The sequence below is a fragment of the Polaromonas sp. genome, from assembly GCF_012927455.1.
In the GTDB taxonomy this organism is placed as follows: domain Bacteria; phylum Pseudomonadota; class Gammaproteobacteria; order Burkholderiales; family Burkholderiaceae_C; genus Polaromonas.
In genome coordinates this window covers 88,530-107,885 of sequence record NZ_JABBPE010000021.1, presented here as the reverse complement: position 1 = coordinate 107,885, position 19,356 = coordinate 88,530, and the positions used below count along the sequence as shown (strand labels likewise).

Annotated in this window: 14 protein-coding genes and 1 riboswitch; of the genes, 10 read left to right on the top strand and 4 right to left on the bottom strand. The window is 59.3% G+C overall.

What is annotated here, in order from left to right; translation table 11 throughout:
• Positions 1-253 precede the first annotated feature (253 nt).
• Positions 254-568 (top strand): exodeoxyribonuclease VII small subunit, encoded by a 315-nt coding sequence (gene xseB / locus HHJ18_RS20025; protein ID WP_296918162.1) that lies wholly within the window; start codon positions 254-256, stop codon positions 566-568.
• A 105-nt stretch (positions 569-673) separates the two neighbouring features.
• Here xseB and HHJ18_RS20020 read toward each other — a convergent pair whose 3' ends face one another.
• Both HHJ18_RS20020 and HHJ18_RS20015 read right to left on the bottom strand, forming a co-directional pair.
• Entirely contained in the window at positions 674-871 is a 198-nt protein-coding gene (locus HHJ18_RS20020; RefSeq protein ID WP_296918160.1) for a hypothetical protein, read from the bottom strand.
• Between the two features lie 173 nt (positions 872-1,044).
• Positions 1,045-1,413 carry a HipA domain-containing protein gene (locus HHJ18_RS20015; protein ID WP_296918158.1) on the bottom strand — a complete coding sequence of 123 codons (369 nt, stop codon included), beginning with the start codon at positions 1,411-1,413 and terminating at the stop codon, positions 1,045-1,047.
• A 3-nt stretch (positions 1,414-1,416) separates the two neighbouring features.
• On the opposite strand from HHJ18_RS20015, the gene HHJ18_RS20010 reads away from it, so the two are divergent.
• Positions 1,417-1,788: a hypothetical protein gene (locus HHJ18_RS20010; RefSeq protein ID WP_296918157.1), complete on the top strand. Its 372-nt coding sequence runs from the start codon at positions 1,417-1,419 to the stop codon at positions 1,786-1,788.
• Here HHJ18_RS20010 and HHJ18_RS20005 read toward each other — a convergent pair.
• Complete coding sequence (locus HHJ18_RS20005) at positions 1,785-4,691, bottom strand: DUF349 domain-containing protein (RefSeq protein WP_296918155.1); 2,907 nt, start codon at positions 4,689-4,691, stop codon at positions 1,785-1,787. The two genes, HHJ18_RS20010 and HHJ18_RS20005, sit on opposite strands and share 4 nt — an antisense overlap.
• 116 nt (positions 4,692-4,807) lie before the next feature.
• Positions 4,808-9,052 carry a DUF748 domain-containing protein gene (locus HHJ18_RS20000; RefSeq protein ID WP_296918153.1) on the bottom strand — a complete coding sequence of 1,415 codons (4,245 nt, stop codon included), beginning with the start codon at positions 9,050-9,052 and terminating at the stop codon, positions 4,808-4,810.
• Between the two features lie 752 nt (positions 9,053-9,804).
• On the opposite strand from HHJ18_RS20000, the gene HHJ18_RS19995 reads away from it, so the two are divergent.
• The 8 genes from HHJ18_RS19995 to HHJ18_RS19960 all read left to right on the top strand — a co-directional run bounded on the left by HHJ18_RS19995 (position 9,805) and on the right by HHJ18_RS19960 (position 19,346).
• Positions 9,805-10,722, top strand: coding sequence for a lytic transglycosylase domain-containing protein (locus tag HHJ18_RS19995; protein WP_296918151.1), 918 nt, complete (start codon positions 9,805-9,807; stop codon positions 10,720-10,722).
• 134 nt (positions 10,723-10,856) lie between these two features.
• A riboswitch (ZMP/ZTP riboswitch) is annotated at positions 10,857-10,988 on the top strand.
• Positions 10,989-11,048: 60 nt separating this feature from the next.
• Positions 11,049-12,293, top strand: a complete 1,245-nt coding sequence (gene glyA / locus HHJ18_RS19990; protein WP_296918149.1) for a serine hydroxymethyltransferase — start codon at positions 11,049-11,051, stop codon at positions 12,291-12,293.
• Between the two features lie 101 nt (positions 12,294-12,394).
• Positions 12,395-12,844: a transcriptional regulator NrdR gene (gene nrdR / locus HHJ18_RS19985; RefSeq protein WP_296918147.1), complete on the top strand. Its 450-nt coding sequence runs from the start codon at positions 12,395-12,397 to the stop codon at positions 12,842-12,844.
• 181 nt (positions 12,845-13,025) lie between these two features.
• A complete protein-coding gene (locus HHJ18_RS19980) occupies positions 13,026-13,613 on the top strand; it encodes a GspH/FimT family pseudopilin (protein ID WP_296918145.1) in 588 nt (195 codons plus the stop codon).
• Positions 13,607-14,242 carry a type IV pilus modification protein PilV gene (pilV, locus tag HHJ18_RS19975; RefSeq protein WP_296918143.1) on the top strand — a complete coding sequence of 212 codons (636 nt, stop codon included), beginning with the start codon at positions 13,607-13,609 and terminating at the stop codon, positions 14,240-14,242. Before HHJ18_RS19980 ends, pilV begins: the two co-directional genes overlap by 7 nt.
• A gap of 23 nt (positions 14,243-14,265) precedes the next feature.
• Entirely contained in the window at positions 14,266-15,162 is an 897-nt protein-coding gene (locus HHJ18_RS19970) for a PilW family protein (protein ID WP_296918142.1), read from the top strand.
• A gap of 25 nt (positions 15,163-15,187) precedes the next feature.
• Positions 15,188-15,919 carry a pilus assembly protein gene (locus HHJ18_RS19965; protein ID WP_296918140.1) on the top strand — a complete coding sequence of 244 codons (732 nt, stop codon included), beginning with the start codon at positions 15,188-15,190 and terminating at the stop codon, positions 15,917-15,919.
• A gap of 10 nt (positions 15,920-15,929) precedes the next feature.
• Positions 15,930-19,346, top strand: coding sequence for a PilC/PilY family type IV pilus protein (locus tag HHJ18_RS19960; RefSeq protein ID WP_296918138.1), 3,417 nt, complete (start codon positions 15,930-15,932; stop codon positions 19,344-19,346).
• Positions 19,347-19,356: the final 10 nt, after the last annotated feature.

Sequence of the window (19,356 nt, the reverse complement as noted above, 5' to 3'; positions counted from 1 at the left end):
TACCAGCCGGGCTCGATGGTCTTGGGCCAACACCGATTCGAGATCCGAGGCACGCCAAACAATTTGTGAACGATTGGGTTGCAGCAGCCTCTGCGCTTCCTGGCCTCGCTTACTGGCCATCTGGGCTTGTGCCTGCTGTACCTGCGCTGAGGGTTTGATACCGGAAATCGCGGAGCAGGGGCTGAAGAAGATCTGAGTAGAGGCTTTGCCATAGTGCGAACCCAGGGCGGCGAATCCCTCACCCGCGCGGCCCATGTATCTGGCAACGCTGAAATCAAAATCCAGTTGCGGGATGGCTGGGTCGCTGTCACGACCGGTAAAAAAGTTAAGGGAATTAAATGGAGACAAAAACTTTCAAAAAGCCCATAGCTTGCTGCAGCAAGATGCGCAAACGCCGCCAGATCGGCGGGAGCCAAATATCAATGACCTGCTGACGCTGACCATCGTCACCAAATCTGTTGCAGCCCACGAAATCTGTCAAGAAAGGATTGCTACGGTCGAGGAGGCTTTGGAAAAATCATTGGGGGAAACGGGTGCTATTCGCAAAGCAGCCGCGCGAGGGCCATAGACGCCAGAGCGCTCCACGGTTTCCGCTGCCGCCATCACGCGTTGGGCTATCCTGATCAGCCGTCGGTGCACCACGCTGGCGTTCAGAGGGCGACCTAAGTCATGGTCAATCCAGCGGCTTTTCGGCGCTTGGCACTGCATCCGCCTCATCGGGGACTTTGGCAATGTCGGAAGCATGGTGTTCCATGTGAGTCTTTTTCCCTGGCTGCGTGGTCTTGATCGAACCAGGCGAAATCTCTTCACTGCGGTGTTTCTTTTCTTGCTGCACCTTTTTGTCATGGGCAATGTTGCGGGGATCAGTCATGGCGTGGTGTTCCTTTTGATAGAACTGCATCGTTTCTTAAATTCACTCCCGCACGAGTAGGACAACTGGCCGTGGAAGCTCGGACCACGCCCCGACTTCGAGCCCAGCCAAGTGGTTAACTAAGCCAACGCACAAAGCTCTTCTCGCCGACCTAGCCTTGCTCCTCGCTCGAGTTACTTTCTGTTTGGACAGTGACCTGCGCTTGATGCGCAATCTTGCAGTTCGAGCCGGTCTTCAGCTGAGAGCCCCAAGGCTTTCCCCTCGGCTTTCCAAGTCGACAGCACTTTCTGCAAGCGCTCAAGGTCGGCTTTCGCGTCAACCGCGCTCACGCGGTAAAACTGCGCTGTTTGCATGACGGTGGCCAGGTCAGGTACGGCACTGCTGTCGTTGAGCCTGAGTACGTGTTCATCCTTTTTCGTAGACGGATTCATGTCGTACGCCGGGGCCGGCCGCCAGCCACCAGGGCTCCGGATAAAGCCATGATTGCGCGGGTGGTCGTCGCGGTTGGCCACGGACACGTTGAAAAGCACACGGCGAAACATCTCATGCAGGTCCGCCTCAATGTGACCCTCTACGCCCTTGTTCGACAGGAACTCAGGTCGAACTTATCGGCATGGGCACGGGCGGCCCACAAGGGCATGTGGTTCTCTGAAAAAGAGTTTGTGGCAGTGCTTGACGACATCCGCAAGGCCCTGGCGATCAACCACGTCGACCCGCAGGCCAACGCCGAACTGATGGCTATTGCCTGCGGCATGAAAGCCGACGTGGTGCGCAGGCGGCCCGAAGGCCGTGCGGCGCCAATCTTTCTTTTGCACCAGCTTTTTCGACGATTGGAAAAGCCAACGGGCACTGCGGTGGCCGTTGGCTTTTTTATGGTTGCGTTGAATACCCGCCGTTGGGCAGGCTGCCGGCTTTAACGTTTCAGCAGCACCTTCAACACGTTCTGCACGCGCCTGGCATTGCCGGCGTCGAACTCGGCGGCCAGCACCCTGGCGGCGTCTTCGCCCCAGGTTTCTGCTGGCGCGGGGGCGTTGCGTTTGGTCAGCAGCTGCAGCTGCAGCATGCGGCGGGCGCTGATCTGCTCGGCCGGTGTCGGCACCTCGGCGGCCATTTCCAGGCGCAGCAGGGCTTCCGAGGCGTCTTTGCCCGACGGTGTGCTGAGCGCCTGCACCCAGCTGCTGCGCACGGCGGGGGTGACCTGCTTGCCGAGTTCTTGCGCGCCAGGCAGCTGGGCCGGGTCGCGTTTTTCCCACGCGCTGAGAAGATGGGTTAGCACCTCGCCATGCGCCTGCATGTTGAGCTTTTTCAGGGCATGGTTGGCGCTTTCAAAGGCTTCGCGCTGGGCGCGGAAGGCGGCGTCGCCCAGCCGTGGGCCGCGCTCTTCGAAGGCCGGACGCTCGCTAAAGCGCGGGCGGTCTTCGCGCTCGGCGCGGTAGGGCTCGAACTTGTTGTCAGTGCTGGCGCGCGGGCCGCCCGGCTTGCTGCCCGGACGCGAATCCTTGCGGTCGCCAAACTTGCCGCCACGGCCGGCCGCTGCGGGCTCGGCCTTGCGCATGCCGGGACGGTCATCACCGCGCATGGCGACGACGGGCTTGGCAGCGGGTTTGCGTGCGGGCGCTGGCGCAACTTCGGCCGCCGCTTCAGCGGCCTGGTCCGGCTCGGCGGTTTCTGCTGTTTCTTTTGCTTCTGGCGCTTCGGCTGCAACCGGCTCGGAGGCTTCGACCGTGTCCGCCGCCGCATCCACTGCCGCCACTGTAGGTGTTTCTGCTATGGTTTCTGTAGCTGCCCGCGCAGGCTGTTCATGGTCTTCAGCCTGATTTACCTCTGCAGTCGGGGCGGCTTCGGCGCTTGCCGGGGCGTCTTTGGTTTCAGCGACTGGCGCGCTGGCTGCCACCGGCAACTGCCCGCGCACGATGGCTTCGAGCGCCTTGGCGGCGGCGTGAATCTGCTGCGCATCGCCACTGGCATTGGCCACTTCCAGCGCCTTGGCGGCTTCCAGCACGTAGCGATCGTGCGCACCAAGCGCCTCGGCGGCTTTTTCGCGCTCGACGGTCTTGCGCTGGAAGGCGTCGTCAATCGGCTTGCGGAAGGCGTCCCAGAGTTTTTGCTCCTGTTTGCGCTCTATCGGCACGCCTTGCGCCTCATGCTGCCAGCGCTGCTGCAGCGACTTGACGGCGTCAATGTGCAGTTGCGGCTCGGCGCCCAGCACCCTGGCTTCTTCAATCATGGCCTTGCGGCGCGCCAGACTGTCGTTGCGCGCGGTCGTCAGCGGTGCATCAGCGGCGTCCATGGCGGCTTTCCAGTCGGACTGGATTTCGGCAAAGGCTTTTTCGCCCAAATGACCGGCTTCACGCCACTTGTCGACAAAGCCGTTGAGGGCGCGGATGTGCTGCTTCCAGTCGCTGTTGTTGTTGGCTTTGATGTCATTGCTCCAGGCCAGCACTTCGTCAATCAGCACGCGGCGCTGCGCCTTGACGGTTTCGGTCTGCTCCTTGACGGTTTCCAGCCAGGCCTCCACCACTTTGTGGGCTTCATTGCAGGCGTCGTCAAAACGTTTCCACAGCGCGTGGTTGGGCGTGCCGCCCTGGTCGCTGGTTTTCCACTGCTCGCGCATGATGCGCAGGGTGTCTTGCTGCTTGCGCCCACCCATGGGCTTGGCCACCAGCGCTTCGGCCTTGACGACCAGTTCCTCGCGGATCTGGTCGGCACGCCAGCGCTGCCAGCCTTCAAGTTCGCCGGCGGCGGTCAGGGCGGCGTGGGCAGCGGCTTCGAGCTTGCTGTCGATGTTGCGGATGTTTTCTTTCAGCGCCTGGCGCAACTCGGCCGCTACCTTGGGCGTGGCCTTGCCGTGGCCTTCGGTGACTTCATGTTCGAGCCTGGCCAGCGCCTGCTGCACCAGCGCTGACGATTTTTCGCGCAGATCTTTCAAGACGGTGGGGTCGATTTTGACCTTGGGCGCACGCGCGGGCGCGCTGCCGTCGGTGCCGCTGTGTTCACCTTTGGGCAAGGCGGTGCCGCGGGCCGAGCGCAACTCGTCGGCCCACACAGGCACGGCGGGCAGTGGTGCGGCCACATCGGCGGCGGCCTTGACAGCGACGCCGATGGCGGCCTGAAATGCGTCCCAGACGGCCAGCAGCTGGCCGCGCGAGGCGTCGAGCAGCGGCGGAAATTTGGCGTCCACGCTGGCCCAGTTGGCGTCTTGCGCGAGTTCGTCAGCCTGGGCTTGCCAATGCGCCACATCGGTGCGCAGGGTGTCGAGCACGGCCTCGGCATCGCGCCAGGGCTTGATCGACAGCACCTCGATGCGCTGCGAAATCAGCACGGCCGCTTCGCGTTGCACCTGGGTGCGGTGCTGCAGGTCTTCAATGGTTTTGACACGCTCGGCCAGCTGCACCTTCAGGCCCGCCAAGGGCTCTTTGGACAGCGGCGCGCCGGCTTTGGCGGCGTCGCGCTGCCATGCCAGGGCGTCGGCCAGATTGAGTTTGGGCAGCGCCAGCAGGGTTTGCGCCTTGGCGCCCCACTCGGCTGCCACCAGTTCCTGGCCCTTGCTGCGCTTGACTTCATCAAGCTTTTCCTTGAGCGGCTTGGCCGCCCCCTTGTCGCGGTTGGCCAGGTCTTTGTAGACCTCGGCCATCTGCTCCGCAGTCGGGTCGGTTGCCAGCCACTGGCGAATGCGCGCGGCGCGCTCGCCCGAGGTGGACGCCGAAAAGGCGCCACCCGTCAAGCGGTCCAGCGGATGCGCTTCCGCGCTCTTGGCCGAACTGGTTTTTGCAGCAGATGCAGGGGCTGGGGTGGTTTCGGCTTTAGAAGATTTGGACATGGGAAAACGGAACATAAAAATTACGGCAATCAGTTCGATAAAAAATAGCCAGGGCAGCACACAGACCGGGCACCTTGCGCATTTAAAAATTTGGCAATCGGGTATTTTCGCTGTTTTTACGGCATTGCCAAATTAAGTTCCGCGCGCGGTGTCCATTTGGCGTCAGGCGGCAGCACTTTGGAGGCGCCCAGCACCAGTTGCTCGGGCGGCAGGCGCTTGGCTGTGAGGAAGTCTTTCACCGCCACGCCGCGCTGCTGCGCCAGCGCGCGCATGACGTCTTCGCTTACAGGAATGTCGGCCAGCAGCAGCTTTTCCATCTCGGCATCCGGCAGGCCCCTGGCCAGTCCAATCAGATTGCGCGGCTTGGGCATGTCGGCGCGTTGATAGACCTGCTTGAGCAGGGCCGGATAGTCGCTGGCTTTGTCGCCAGCGCTATCGGCTGGCGTGGATATGGCGCTATCGCTTTCTTTCATGTCATCTTTTACTTCTTCTTTCAAACCTTGCCTGGCCTGCTGGCGGCGTTTTTCGGCAAGCACCAGCTCGCCCAGGCGCTCGCGCTTGACGCCGTCACGCTCGGCTTCCAGGCTGCTGGTGCCGGCCACCGTCAGCTTGAGCGCGGGCCGGTCGAGCAAGGCCTGCGCCACCTTGTCGAGGCGGGCGCGCGCCTCAGGCGCCAGCACCGCGCTGCCGGCGGTAAAGCTCACGAAGCCCGGTTCTTCGCCGCCCCCATCGCCCGCACTGCCCGCGCCGCCACCAAGCGCATTGGCCAGCAGGCTGAACGGTGCCGTGACGGCCTTGACGATGACGTTGACGATGACCTTGATGATGACGGGGCCGAGGCTGAACTGCGGATCATTGAGCGAGCCGCTGATCGGCAGGTCCATGTCAATGACGCCGTTGCGGTCGGCCAGCAAAGCCACCGCCAGCTTGACCGGCAAGCTGGCCTGCGAGCCCTCAACCTTGTCGCCAAAGCTGAGCTGCTTGAGGATGACCTTGTTGGTGGCGGTCAGGCGCCCGTCGGGCTGGACCACGTAATTCACATCGACACTGAGCTTGCCCTGCTTGATGCCATAGCCGGCGTACTTGACCGAATAGGGCGAGAGCGGAGGCAGGTCCAGGTCACGCACCTTGCCCTTGATGTCCAGCGCCAGCGGCTTGGCCAACGGGTTGAGCTTGCCCAGAATTTCCAGCGAGGCCGTGCCTTCGGCCTTGCCGCTCAGTTCCAGATCGGCCATGTCGGGGGTGCTGGCGCTTGCTGAACCGTTTGCCGGGGTGCTGGGTGCCACGGACGAAAACGCGCTGAGCTTGCCGGTCAGCTCGGTCAGGTCGGCGGAATAATTGGGTTTGACCAGCCGATCTGAGAACAGCACCTTTCCGTTGATCAGGCTCATCGGGCCGAAGTTGACGATGGCCGCGCGGCTCTCTAGCGCTGCGCTGGCGCCCGCTGCAGGGAGCACCGCAAAAGCCGCTGATTGAGTGCCTTTTGGTGCTGTAGCCAAGGAAGGACGGGCGCTAGCAGCTATTGTTTTTATAGCATTTTCCGGTAAAACTTCGGGTGGCGCGGCGCTTGCCGTGGCGCTGGGCTTGAGCAGGTCCTGCAGGTTGATGCGGCCCTCGGGCGTGACGATGACGCGCGCGAAGAAATCGGTCAGCACCGTTTCTTTCACATCCACCCGCGTGGCCTTGGCGGGGTCCAGCGCCACGTTCAGGCCGCGCAAATTCAGCGCCTTCCAGGCCAGCAGGTCTTCTTTGGGCGCCAGCGTGTTGGCCTTGAACTGCTCCAGCGTCAGGTCGCCCGCCAGTTGCGCCTGCGGACCGGAAGGGGTCTGGCGATAAGCCAGCCGGCCCTTGAAGCTGGTGTCGGCGCGCAGCACTTCTATATTGAGCGTGCTGGCAAAGTAGGGCTCAAACGCCTGCACCGGCAGCCGGCTCGCCTGCAGCTGGCCTTGCGCCTGCAGCGGACTCAAGGCCAGGCTGCCCTTGAAGTCCAGCGTGCCCGCCTGCACGCGGCCACTGGCCAGACGCAGCGAAACGCTCAAGGGCATGGGCTTGTCAGCCAGCGCCTGGCTGGCGAGGCGGTCGTCCAGCACCAGCCCGCCGAGCTGGGCTTTCAACTCCGTGATGTCGAAAGCCACCGGTTTGGCGCCGGCCTTGTCTGAAAACGACAGCGCACCGCCGTCGAGCTGCACGTCGTTGATGGCGACGGCCCAAGAGGGCGCGCTGGTTTTGGCGTTGGCTTTAATGTCGGCTCTGACGTCGACTTGTGCGTCGGCTTTTGCGTCGGCTTTCACTTCGGCTTTAGCGCTGGCCGGGTTATCCGTTTTGGCCGTGGCCGGCGGCGGCGCGCCCTGGCTGACCATCCAGCGCTGGTACATCCAGCGTTTGTCGGCACCGCGCTCGACCAGCAGCCGGGGCTGGACCAGCTGCATGTTGGCGGCCTTGAAGCTTTGGCCGGGCACGTCGATGGCCACGTCGGCCAGCGCCACGCGTTGCACCGACACCAGAGATGTCTCGCCTTCGGCCAGCAGCACGTCGCTCAGCGCGATCTGCGGGGCGCTGACTTGGAGGGCCTGCGGCCTGTCGCCACTGGCGGCCTGCCAGCTCACGCCGAGCCGGGCATCAAGCTGGCCACCAAGCGCCGGCAGCAAAAACTGGCCGACATATTTGGCCGCCATGTCGAGTGGCCAGGCCGCGACGCTGGCCGTCAATTGCGCAGCCTGGTCGGTGGCGGAGCCACTGAAGTTGACGCGGGCCGGCGTGGCCGCGCGCGCTGGCGCAGGCGCCCGGGCCAGCGCTGGGTCAGCAGCTTTTGTCCGCGTCTTGTTGACGGCCCTCTCAACTGCTTTGGCCTGCGTCTGCGCGTTTTGGGCCGCCGGGTCCAGCCCCAGCGAGCCACTGAACTGCAGCGGCGCCGTGGCGGCAAAGGGCATGGCAATCGCCAAGGCGTCAAAGGTCACGCCGCTTAGCCGTATCTGCGCCGGCGTTGCCAGCGTTTCATCAAGCCAGTGGACACGCCCATCGCGCACGGTGACCTTGGCCACCTGCACTTTCCACGGCGTGCTGGCTGGCGTTGGCGTTGGCGTTGGCGCGGACTGGGCCGGCGCGCTGCTGGCAGGCGACGGCACTGCTTGGCTGGTCTGCGCCTGTTTTTCGGCATCATTTAGGCCTCTAGCCCTTTCAGGACGGGCGCTAGCAGCTATGTTTTTTGTAGCACCACCAACACCATTGGCAACCGGCGGCAGCAGGTTAAGCCGCCCTGCCCGGTCGCGCGTGATCTGCAGCGTGGGCGCGCTTAGCTCAACCGCCGAGAGTTTGACGAATTGCTCGAGCGGGCGCACATCCTCCAGGCTGACGTGCAGCCGCTCGAAGGCGAGCATCTCGCGGCCGGCGGCCGAGGTGTCGCGCAGGCGCACTTGCTCGGCCGTGACGCTTCCTGACAGCCGGACCACGGTGTTGGGCGTCTGCTCAAACGCGACCTTGACGTCGGCGTTCAGCACGCCGCTTTGCAGCTGGAAAGGAAGGCTGGCCGGCCAATATGCCAAATAGGGGCTTAGGTCCACGCCACGCAGCGTGATCTGGGCGTCGGTCTTGCGCGTCTGGGCAAAAGGCGTGCCCTCGGCGGCAGTGTCAAAGCGGCTGCCATTGAGCTTGAAGGCCAGATGCGGTGCCGTCTTGATGTCGCGCTTGGAGGCGAGGTTGCTAAGAAAAGGCACGGAGAAATTGAGCTCGCGCAGCTCGTGCGTCTTGCCTACCGGCTGGTCGATATAGTCAAGCCGGCCGCCGCTGAGCACGAGGTTGTAAAGGGCAAACTGCGCGGGCTTGCCCGCGGGCTGGTTAGTGGCAGGCTTGAGCCGCTCCAGCATGTCGTCAATGTCGTAACGCCCCTCGCCCTGGTGCGTCAGCGACAGCACCGGTTCTTCGACCACGATGGCGTCCGCTACCGGCGCCAGCCGCAGCAGCGACTGCATCTCTGCATCTATATAGATGCGCTTGATATGGAGTTGTGGGGACGACTGGGCTGAGTCGGTCGCATTGGCCTGGTTAGCCTGGCCTGGCGCAGCGCTGGTGGGCTGCGCTTTCGCGACCGCCAGGTCATCGAGAGTCAGTTCCAGCGACCAGGGCTTGAAGTTCACCGCCCCCAGCGTAACCTGACGGCCCAACTTGTCGGTGGCAATTTTTTGCAGTTGCCATTTCAGCAGCGAAGGCAGCGCCGCATAGGCCAGCGCCCACAGCAGCAGCAAGCCGCCCACCGCCATGGCAGCGCGGCGCTGCCATGGCGTTGAGAGCAGTGCAGCGCTGGCCTTGCCGGGAACAGACTTGAAGAAATCCCAGCGCGTAATTTTTTGAACGTTGCTTGTCATAGGCCGCAAGTTTTTGGTCCAGGGGCTGAAAGGTCAACGATTGAATTGAAAAAAACGGTCAGCCCCAAAACAAAAAACCCCGGTCAGCTTGACTGTCCGGGGTTGGCGGCGGGCGTTTATGCCCATGCCGTCGGGTTTCGCAAAGGAGAGAGTAATCGTCTCACACTGCGATGAAAGCAAATGATTGCTTCCAGTTTTTCCGGGGTTGGTTACCCGGTTTGCGTCTGAATTGTTCAGACATCTGCAGAGTAAACCCTTAGGTCCGCAGCGACAAGCGGAAATTTTCAATCGACTTGCTGCCGCTGATTGCTTTTGGCTTCGGAAAGCTATCAGCGGCAGTGCACGGCATTCAGAAGCGCAGCGCCAAGGCTTTTTTGGCACTATTTCGAAAAATTGGAAACAAATTGAACTTTAGTTCGCTTCTTTGACAAAGTAGGCGTAATTTACGTCTAGCAGGGAGTCAAAAAATGAGCTGCAAAGCATTTGATAGAAGTCGTTAAGGATGAAAAAGTGGGGTTTTATATTCTATATAAAATATATAAAACATATTTGTTATTATTGACAGGCTATTAAGACGGCCCCTAGAATCCGCCAGTTCCCAGAAATCTAGGGGACAACCCGAATCCGCACTGCCTCACAAGGCAGCGTCCCACCAGGGGTCAACACGCACAAGGCGCTCTGCCTTGGTTTGATGGCGACCCAATCAACGCCTGCCAGGCCTAACCACCCCGGCATGCATCGAAAGGAGTGCTATGACAGCGCTAGAAAATCTCGGCCCTCGCTTGGGCCACCGCTCCAGGGTATCCGCCCACCTGAAAAATGTCCGCAACGCTGTTGCAACCGTGGCTGATGACATTGCCCAGGGCTTTATGGAGATCACGCACAACAGCTTGGCCCTGCTCGGCATGGCGGTGGTGTTTGCGGTAATCACGCTGATCGCCCGCCCGGACCTGCGCGAAGCCGGTGAATTCCGGCTCATGACCTTGCTGCAAGAGCGCCAGGAAGAGGCCATAGGCGTGATCGAGGAGCCTGCGTACGCCGAGCTCACGGCGGTTGAGCGCGCGACGGCAGCCAACCCGAAGGACCTGCCCAGCCAGCAAGCGGCCGTGGCTTTCTGGCTGAGCAAAAAATACTCGGTGGCGCCTGAACCCCTGAGCGCCCTGGTGGCAACGGCCTTTGAGATTGGCCAAAAAGCCAAGCTTGACCCGACGCTGATCCTGGCCATCATGGCGATCGAGTCCGGCTTTAACCCGTTTGCCCAAAGCTCGGTAGGCGCGCAGGGCCTGATGCAGGTCATGACCACGGTGCATCACGACAAATACGAAAATTTCGGCGGCAAGCTGGCGGCTTTTGACCCGGTCACCAACCTGCGCGTCGGCGTCAAGGTGCTGCAGGAATGCATCGCCCGCGCCGGCTCGATTGAAGGCGGCCTGAAGTTCTACGTCGGCGCGGCCAATCTGGCCAGTGACAGTGGTTATGCCGGCAAGGTGATGGCTGAGCACGCCCGGCTGCTCGCCGTGGTGGGCGGCAAGCGCCCGCCACCGGCCTCGCGCTTCTTCGCCTCCCCCGCAACTTCGCGCCCGATGCCGGCATCCTTGCCGGCCGAGCCTAAGTTGCTGGAGTCGGCCGATAAAGCGGGCGAAAAAGTGGCGTCGCTGGACGGACTCTGATCCCTTTGCAGTCCTTTTGGGAATTGCCATCAATGATTTTCATGGCCGGGCACAGTCCCGGCTTTTTATTGGCCTGACTCAGACTGCAACGCTTTAGCCTGCCGAACACCCTGATGAATGCCCTAAGTTACACTAGCCGAGTGCGCAACTGGCGATAGGCTTCAAGGTTTTTTTGACCCTGAATGCTGACGTGGGACACCACTGGGAAGCGCACCGCTTGAGCCTGTTTTGGCACACGCGTTCAGCCGTTCGCCTGGGCAGCCCCTTGCTTTCTCCAGCCAAAAAAGTGGGCCAGAGAACAGGGATTCAAGTCTTGAAGGACTGCCGTGTATAACCGCAACATCCTGGTCGAACAGACCGATCCCGAAATTTTTGCCGCCATCCAGGCTGAAAACGCCAGGCAAGAGCAGCACATCGAGCTGATTGCCAGCGAAAACTACGCTTCGCCCGCCGTCATGGCCGCGCAGGGCTCACAGCTCACCAATAAGTACGCCGAAGGCTATCCGGGACGCCGCTATTACGGTGGCTGCGAACATGTGGACGTAGCCGAGCAACTGGCGATTGACCGCGTCAAACAGATTTTTGGCGCGGAAGCGGCCAACGTGCAGCCGCATTGCGGCGCCTCGGCCAACGAGGCGGTGTTTCTGGCCTTTCTCAAGCCCGGCGACACCATCATGGGCATGAGCCTGGCCGAAGGCGGCCACCTGACGCATGGCATGGCCCTCAATATGAGCGGTAAATGGTTCAAGGTCGTGTCTTATGGCCTGAACGCCCAGGAAGAGATCGACTACGACGCCATGGAGCGCAAGGCGCACGAAAGCCAACCCAAGCTGATCATTGCTGGCGCCTCGGCCTACAGCCTGCGCATCGACTTTGAGCGCTTTGCCAAAGTGGCCAAAGACGTAGGCGCGATTTTCATGGTCGACATTGCCCATTACGCTGGTCTGGTGGCGGCGGGTGTTTACCCCAACCCGGTGCCGCATGCCGACATCGTGACATCGACCACGCACAAAAGCCTGCGCGGACCGCGCGGCGGCATCATTTTGATGAAGGCCCAGCATGAAAAAGCCATCAACAGCGCCATCTTTCCCGGTCTGCAAGGTGGCCCGCTGATGCATGTGATTGCCGCCAAGGCCGTGGCATTCAAGGAAGCGCTGTCGCCCGAGTTCAGGCTGTACCAGCAGCAGGTGCTGAAAAACGCGCAAATCGTTGCTGAAACCCTGGCGCAGCGCGGCCTGCGCATTGTCAGCGGCCGCACCGAAAGCCATCTGATGCTGGTCGACTTGCGCTCCAAAGGCATCACCGGCAAGGAAGCCGAAGCGGTGCTGGGCAGCGCGCACATGACGATCAACAAAAACGCCATTCCCAACGACCCGGAAAAGCCCATGGTGACCAGCGGCGTGCGCATTGGCACCCCCGCCATGACGACGCGCGGTTTCAAGGACGAAGAAGCGCGCATAACGGCGAACCTGATTGCCGACGTACTCGACAAGCCACGCGACGCCGCCAACATTGAGGCGGTTCGCGCCAAGGTCAACGCCCTGACCAGCCGCTTTCCGGTTTACCGCTAAGCCGGGCCGAGTGCGCAGACGCTATACTTTTAATAGCTGCTTGCGCCCGTGTAATAAGGGCTAGAGGCTAAACTAACCTCTAAATATAGGAAATATTCCTTATGAAATGCCCTTTTTGCGGTCACCTTGAAACCCAGGTGGTGGAAACCCGCATTTCCGAAGACGCCGACTTCATACGCCGCCGCCGCCAGTGCGGCGCCTGTGAAAAGCGCTTCACCACCTACGAACGGCCCGACGTCAACTTTCCGACCATCGTCAAAAAAGACGGCCGGCGCACCGCCTACCAGCACGGCAAAATTCTCGATTCCATGACCTTGGCGCTGCGCAAACGCCCGATCAGCACCGAACAGGTCGACGCGGCGGTCGAGCAGATCGAAGAGAAACTGCTCAACTTAGGCCTGCGCGAAGTAGCCTCGAGCCGCCTGGGGGAACTGGTGATGCAGGAGTTGAAAAAGCTCGACAAGATCGCCTACATCCGCTTTGCCAGCGTTTACCGGAGTTTTGAGGATATCGACGAGTTCAAGACGCTGGTGGATGAGGTGCGGCGGTAGGGCCCTGATAGTCTGAGCAAAATAGGGCAATCGTGCCCCCCTCAAAATGTTTACCTGATATTCATCGCCTAGGCGCGCGGAGATATGACTGCAGCCCATGCTGACTACCGCTTATCAGCACGCCCATACCACTCATCCAGACACAATGACACAGTAACGATCAATTCATTACATTGCTGTCATGCAAGCACTGTTCCCTCCTCATGCATTAAAGCTATCCACACGCCTACGCCGAGCACTGACGCAACGCGGCTTTACTGCAATAGAAATACTTGTTGTCGTTGGAATCATAGGGATTCTGGCGGCACTGGCGGGCCCGAGTTTTACACCCCTTATTGAGCGGTGGCGCGTGCGGCAGGCGGTGGAGAACATGACGTCCACGATCTACTATGCCCGCTCTGAGGCCATCAAGCGCGGCGGCAACATCACGGTGCTCAAAAACATCCTGACCGCGGAATGCCCCCAAGCGAGCACCACCCAGGAATGGAGTTGCGGTTGGATGGTATTTGTCGACAGCAATGACAGCGGCACCCGGCAAAACACAGAGCTGATACTGCAGACCTTCCCAGTGGTTTCCGCAATAAATGTGATGAATAGCAGCGATTCGGCCAACTTCAAGGTCGACCGTTGGGGCCAGATCAACGGCCTAGGCGCACAGGGCTTTACGTTTGCGCCGGTCGGCCCGGGTGTTTCCTCCCCAAGCACTACAACCCTGTGCGTCAGCTCAGGCGGTCGCATTGACGCGAAGAAAGGCGAGGCCACATGCTGAGCATCTCCCCATCCGTTCACCGCCAGCGTGGCATCAGCCTGCTTGAATCGATGGTCGCCATTGTTGTGATGGCGCTGGGCGTTCTAGGTATTCTGGGTGTGCAATTGCGCACCCTGGCCGACACACAGACCAGCGTGCGCCGCGCACAAGCTGTTCGGTTGATTGAAGACTTAAGTGAGCGAATCAAGGTCAGCCCCGATGGACTAGGTAACTTGGGCAGCTACGCCTCGGCCTGGGGCGCCGTCACTGGCGTGATTCCCACCTGTGCAGCCGGCTGCACAGCCGCAGATCTTGCCAGGCACGACATTGACGTTTGGAAGAAGAACGTCACCGCCACCATGCCGCTTGGCGATGCCAGCTTGTTTGTGGTGGCCGACGAGACTGTCGCCGCCAATCGCCGCCAGCTTGGTGTGATGATCAGCTGGCGACTCAGCGAACGCGAGCACAAACTCGCTGACGGCACCGACGATGGCGCCTACACCGCCGCGTTTGCCCCTGCCAGCACGGGCACCGCCGCGGTCAGCTGCCCGGACGATCGCATTTGTCATCTGCAATACATTCAACCCACCTCACGCTGCACGCCCTACACCCTGGGCGGCGCATTGAACCCGCAGGTGTTCTGCCCATGACCAAGGCAACAGGAATCCCGCTCATGCCCTACCCAACCAAGCCCCCCAAAATGGCGCCAGGCTCGCCGATGTTCGTCGCCAAACCATCTCATCTTCAGCGCGGCGTCACGCTGATCGAGTTGATGGTCGGCATCACCATCGGGCTTCTCACCGTCACCGTGGCCCTTAGCGCGCTAATGGTGAGCCGCAGCGTTTCAGGAACCGTGACAGAGGCCACCCAGATGCAGCAGCAAGCTGCCTACGCGTTTCGCGTCATCGGTCAGCAGGTCCGCCAGGCCGGTTCCATCAAATTAAATCTCGCCTTCAGCAAGGACGCCACTGAAGTTGTTGATGCGGCTGATCTTGTGGCATTTGAAACTGAGTTTGCCCGCGCGACCGCCACTATTTTGGGTAAAGATGCACCCGGAGCCAATGAATACCAGCTTAAGTTGGGCTATCAAAACTACCCAGAACCAACGTTCCCTTCCGCCACCTCAAAATCGCTATTCAAGGACTGTCTAGGTCAACAGCCATCAGCCGTCGTTATTCAAAGCGGTTTTATTTTGGTTAAAACCGCAGGCGCCGCGACTGGCGAGTTGAAATGTGCAGGCAGCAACAATACTGTACAGCCTATTATTTCGAAGGTAGCTGATTTTCGGGTGCGCTATCTTGTGCAGGGCGGCGGCGGTTCCGGTGCACCCACTATTAAATATTCAACTGCAACCGAAGTAGAAGCCGCTGCATCAGGCAACCAGTGGCCTACTGTGTTTGGCGTCGAAGTCTGCCTCGAACTCGTAGGCGATGAAACCATTAATTCAACGGGTACTACCTATCGTGACTGCGGATGGAAATCGGGAGACGCAGAAAAGGACAGAGGCAATAGATTGCGCATGGTTTTTCGCAATACCTACCAGCTGCGCAGCCAGGGCTCAGCCGCATAAATAACAAGAAGAATAGGAGTAATGCATGGTTTCACCGCGTCGCTATCAACAGGGTATCTCTCTGTACATCATTATTGTGATTGTGATGCTTTCGATGTTGCTCGCGTTGTGGGCATCGCGCACATCACTATTCAATGAACTGATTGTCGGCAACGACGCCGACTACCAGCGCGCTTTTGAAGCGGCACAGGCTGTTATACAGGATGCTGAACTGGATATCCGCGGCGAACGCCCCGACGGCAGCGACTGTGTGCCGGTAATGGCCAACGCGCTGGCCAACCCGCCAGTGGTTGCCCAACCCAACATCTGCAGAACCGGCACCACGGTCTGGTTTATTGATGAGGAAAAAGACCTCGGAAGCCTGCTTTCTACATTGGAAGACCAGGCCACCAGATGCTTGCAGGGCATTTGCCAAAAACGCACGGGCAATCAGGATTTCTGGAATGACAGCACCACACTGACCGCCATGATTGCCAACGGTGTGGCGGCGCGCTATGGCCAATACACCGGCGCCCAAACCGGACCTAATAGCAACCCTATTCTAAACAATGTCACTGCCGGCCAAGGCGCCTGGTACTGGGTAGAAATCATGCCTTACGACACCAATCCGGGAGGGCTGCTGGCAGGCAAACCCAAGCTTGACCTGAATCTGAAGCCTCCGGTTGTTTTCCGCATTACCGCCATTGCACGCGGCCTTAAACCAAGTACGCAAGTGGTTTTGCAATCGACCTTCGCTCGTCAAAAAATGAAAAATTAATGGAGTTGTGATGCGTAAAAATCTTGTTGTAACTCGTACCTTGGTAAGTATTTTAATTGGCGCTATTGGCGCACCCAACGCGGCCCTTGCGGCCCAGTGGCCCCTGGCGCAATATCCGGCCGGTTCGGCGAGCAGAGAACCCGCGCCAAACGTGATTGTTTCAGTTGATGATTCAGGAAGTATGGGTGCCACCGGTATTGCAACTCTCAAAGACGCACTGAAACAGACGTTTGTTGCCAGCAATGTTCCCGATGATCAAATTCGGCTGGCTTGGCAATCCATGAATCGCTGCAGCGGTATCCCCAGCGATAGCACAGCCTGCGGCAATAAAAATGGGATGAAACCACTTTCCGGTGCACATCGCACGAATTTCTTCACTTGGGTAGACACACTAGTCCAGGGTAATGGTACGCCATCCCATCAAATGGTGCGAAATGCAGGCGACTATTTAAAGAGAACAGATCTAGCCATTAATAGCCCTTGGGCCAGCCTCCCTGGAACTACGTTGAACCCCGTGATAAGTTGTAGAAAATCATTTCATATTTTTATGACTGATGGCGGCTGGAACAGTTCAGAACCGACAGATACCTCGAAACATATTGACGGCGACAGAAAAACGTTGGCCTACAGAGCCCTGGGCATAGGGAGCGGCAGCACTAGTGGCAATATCGATGGCAGCAGCTTTACCCTGGGCGATGGCTTGACCCCCTACACCGCAAACTCTAGTCAAACAAAAATCTATTACGACCAATGGGGGTTTGGTGACACGGATGGCCTGAATACACTTTCTGATTTGACCTTTTATTATTGGGCTACTGATCTCCAACCCAGCATTGCCAATGATTTAAAACCCACTATCAAAAAGTCAGGCGATGAGACATTCGGCACGGGATCCAGCGCCACAACCATTCCAGAGTTCTGGAATCCAAAAAATGATCCAGCCACCTGGCAGCACATGGTCAACTACACCATTGGTTTTGGTGCGGGCGCATCAGCATGGACTGGCTCGCCTGTGTTTGATAAAGCAGATCCCTATGGCGGTGACTTTTCGAAGCTTATTCAGGGCACCACAACCTGGCCCAGCCCGCTGTGCGGCAACAACAGCAAAGGCAGCGGCAACAACGCCTGCGATGCTGCTGCCGGATATAGTGTAAGAGATAATGAGCGCCGGGTGGAGCTGTGGCACACGGCGATTAATGGCCGTGGTAAATTCGTTCCTGCGCCCGATGCAGCGGCACTGGTTACTGCCTTCAAGGACATTATCGGCACTATTATTGCTGACACCAGCACCCCGATAACGAGTTTTACCAGTGCATCCTCATCCGTCACCCGAACGGGTACCGAGCAATACTCGTCAGGTTATGCTGCGTCTAAATGGTCCGGTTATGTAAAATCGGACAAACTGGCGCAACGCACGGGTACTACCAGTGCCAGCACAGATTGGGGAATAAAAACCGGCGTAGCTGCCCCCAATAATTACATCACCACCGCCGATAAACTCGATGCCCTAGCTGCAACCGACATCACTAACCGACTGATCCTGACCACCAATGATGCCACCAGTGCAGGCGTTTCTTTTGAGTGGAGTACAGGGACGGCCTTGTTAAGCGCGGCGCAGAAAACTCTTTTAAACACGGATACGAAAGGCCAGGACCGCGTGAATTTTCTCCGCGGCGACCGTACCAAGGAAGGCAACACAACACTCTTGCCGTTTCGCATACGTGATTCACGTCAGGGGGATATTGTGAATTCAGCCGTATGGTATGTGGGCACGCCCGCCAGCAATTACAGCTTTGACAATTACCGCACATTCGCCAGCAGCCACAAAGCCCGCCTGCCGATGTTGTATGTGGGTGGCAACGATGGCATGCTGCATGGATTTTCAGCCAAGGATGGCAGCGAAAAAATAGCTTATGTGCCAAAGGGCGTGATCAATAACCTGCCCGCTCTCTCCGGCCCCTCTTATACACACGCTTATTATGTAGATGGCTCACCCTTTAGTGGAGATGTCAACTGGGGCACGACTTCGCCCGACTGGCATACCTTGCTGATAGGGTCGCTGGGGGCCGGCGGCAAAGGCTATTTTGTACTTGATGTCACCAAGCCCGGCACCACTGCCACCGATGGCACGGGCACTGCCACCAACTTCGCAAAATCCAATGCAGCGTCGCTCGTGGTCATGGACAACACCGTGCCCAAGGACGATGCAACCGGCGATGCTGATATCGGCCACATCATGGCGGCTCCCGTCGTGGACGACACCAATTTGCAGAAAGTCACGCAAATCACACGGATGAACAATGGCCGCTGGGCGGTGGTGATGGGCAACGGTTACAACAGCACCAACGAGCGGCCCGTGCTGCTGATTCAGTACCTGGACGGCAACAAGGAACTGAAGAAGATTGCTGCAGCCCCCGTCAAGACGGGTACGCCCACCAGCACAGACGCAATAGCCACGGGAAATGGCCTGTCGGCTCCGCGTCTAGTGGATATCAACGGCGATGGCAAACCCGACGTCGTCTATGCCGGGGACCTGCAAGGCAATATGTGGAAGTTCGATGTTTCCTCTGCGCTTGAAAGCGAGTGGAGTATGGCATTCAGTGGTTCCCCGCTTTTCACAGCCGTACATACCAGCGGTAGCTCCAGCAGCGCTCAGCCAATCACCGCGCCACCCATCGTCAAACCGAATGACCGGGGTGTTGGCGGCCTGATGGTGGCCTTCGGCACCGGTAGGAACTTGACCGAAGGCGATCGCACCGATACCGCCTCGAAGCAGAGCATCTACTCTGTGCTTGACAACACGCGCTACAAACTGAGCAGCGGAAAGGTAGTCATCGACACGTCCCTGGTCACTCCCGCAGCCGTAGGAACAGGCGTAAGTAACTTGAAGCAGCAAACCGTGGTTACCACGACTTCCTTCGATGGCAGCGGTGTCAGTACGGGTCGCAAGTTCTGGAACGTGAGCCAAGAAATTGTGGACTATGAAGGCACCGGTACCGGCCGTGTCGGTGCAAAAAAGGGCTGGTACCTTAACCTTCCCGAGACCGGCGAACGCATCTTGGACCCGATGAGTTTTTACGATGGCAGCAACAACCTTGAGGTGCTTAGCGAGGTACCTGGCTCTGGCGGAAGCGTCGCTGAAGAAAGCTGTAACCCTCCGGTCACGCTGCCACGCAAATATCGCACCTTCCTGAACATCATGGACGGGAAAAAACCCGGCGTTCAGATTCTTGACGTCAATGGCGATGGCGCTTACAGCGCAGCGGTTGACAAGGACAAGGGCGTCTCGCGCATGGAAGCCTCCATCAAGGAAGGCCGTACCACCAATACAAAAACAGAAACCCGCAAAGGTTCAGACGGCAAGGAAGACAAATTTGCGAAAATGCCCGAACTGCCAATGCGCCCAAGCTGGCGCCAGTTGCAATAATTGGCTTTTT